1 pseudogene is annotated in these 1,694 nt (G+C 55.5%); it reads right to left on the minus strand.

The features are described from left to right. Positions 1–835 precede the first annotated feature (835 nt). A pseudogene (locus tag ABIE57_RS20660) lies at positions 836–1,639 on the minus strand (type I restriction enzyme subunit R domain-containing protein); the annotation flags it as partial. Positions 1,640–1,694: the final 55 nt, after the last annotated feature.

The raw sequence follows: 1,694 nt of genomic DNA on the forward strand, positions 1-1,694 counted from the left end.
CCCGCACTCAGGGCTGAAAATGCGCTCACCACGCGAGTTCATCGCAGCTCAAACCGCAACCGCCTGAGTGTCCGGTGAAACGGGGGCAAGACCAGAAGAAAGCCTGGGCAAATGCGGTGTAGACCACATCGGGCGGATTATTACGCATCATCTCTTTCAGGTCTTCATCCATGATGTCACGATTGACCTGCTCGAATCTAATCATGTCGGCTTCTGAAAAATCCGTACCGTGGCGCTCATTGAACGCCTTAACAATTTCCGACAGTTCCTTTTGCTCGTCTTCTGTGTATGGCTTGGCCCCAAACTCGTTAATCGCCTTCAACGCAGCGCGGTCACCAGGGGAAAGCGACGCACTGCCTTGCTCCTTGTTTTCGACCTTGAAGGCTTGGAGGCGCAGCATGTCTTCCGTGATCTCGATCTCGGGCGGTACCTCACGGTTAGGCAAAAGGCGCGCAAGCCATGCACCATAGGAATAGAGCTTTTCGAGACTCGTGTCTTCGAGCTTCATCACCTGGGCGATGAAGCTGTAAAAGCGCATGTAACTCTTCAGGAGCTGGCGGAACTCCTCCTGACGCCCCTCATCTTCGTCGGCGTCAAAACGCGCAACGGCTTCGCGCACCAATCCTTCGAGCTTGGCGCGATCACCGCCGTCGAGTGTCTCGCTGTAGTAAGTCTGGGCGAAGCGTTCAATCTCATCCTTGTCGAGGTAACCGAATTTGAAGAGCCGCCCTTCCAAGTCATAGACCAGATTAGGGTCGGAGTTCGCCTCTAACGCTGTGACCTCATAGAACGGGCGGAAGGCGTTCTGGATGTCTTCAATCGTGTTCTGGAAGTCGAGAATGTAGGTCTGATCCTTACCCTGACGGGTGCGGTTCAAGCGCGAAAGTGTCTGTACGGCCTGCAATCCTGCGAGTTTGCGATCAACATACATGGCGCAGAGCTTGGGCTGATCGAAGCCGGTCTGGTACTTCTCGGCCACGATCAGGATTTGATACTGCTCGGGATAGGGCGAACCGTCAGGCTTGAACCCGTCAAAACGGCTCGGAAGCTCGGTTTCCGCAAAGTCGTTCAGGTCGGCTTCAGTGTAGGTTTCGCCCTCGAATTGTAGCTCGCCCGAGAATGCGACCAACGCCTTTAGGTCGTTGTAGCCCTGAGCCTTGATGTATTCGCGCACACCAAGGTAGTAGCGCAGCGCATGCTCGCGGCTGCTGGCAACGATCATCGCCTTGGCCTGGCCGTTCAGCATCCCCATGACGTGGCGGCGGAAGTGTTCGACAATGATCTCGACCTTCTGCCCGATGGCGGTCGGGTGCAGGTTGGCATACCGCGCAACCTTTCTTTGCCCGCGCCGTCCGCTCAGAGCCGGATCATCCTCGATGGCTTTCTCAAGCTGATAGTAAGCCTTGTAAGTCATGTAATTCTGAAGCACGTCCAGAATGAAGCCTTCCTCGATGGCCTGACGCATCGAGTATAGATGGAAGGGTTGCGGCAGCCCGTCTGCGCCCTTCAAGCCAAAGCGCTCAAGTGTGACGTTGCGCGGTGTCGCTGTGAAGGCGAAGAAGCTGATATTGGCCTGTGGGCCGCGCGCCTTTTGGTAGGGAGAGTGTCCGATCTTCTGTGTAACTGCGCTTTGGTCCATGCTTCTTGAGAGGAGTGAGGACGATGACGATATCCAAGGAATTACTGGACGAACT

The organism is Roseovarius sp. MBR-6 (genome assembly GCF_040547525.1).
In the GTDB taxonomy this organism is placed as follows: Bacteria; Pseudomonadota; Alphaproteobacteria; order Rhodobacterales; family Rhodobacteraceae; genus Roseovarius.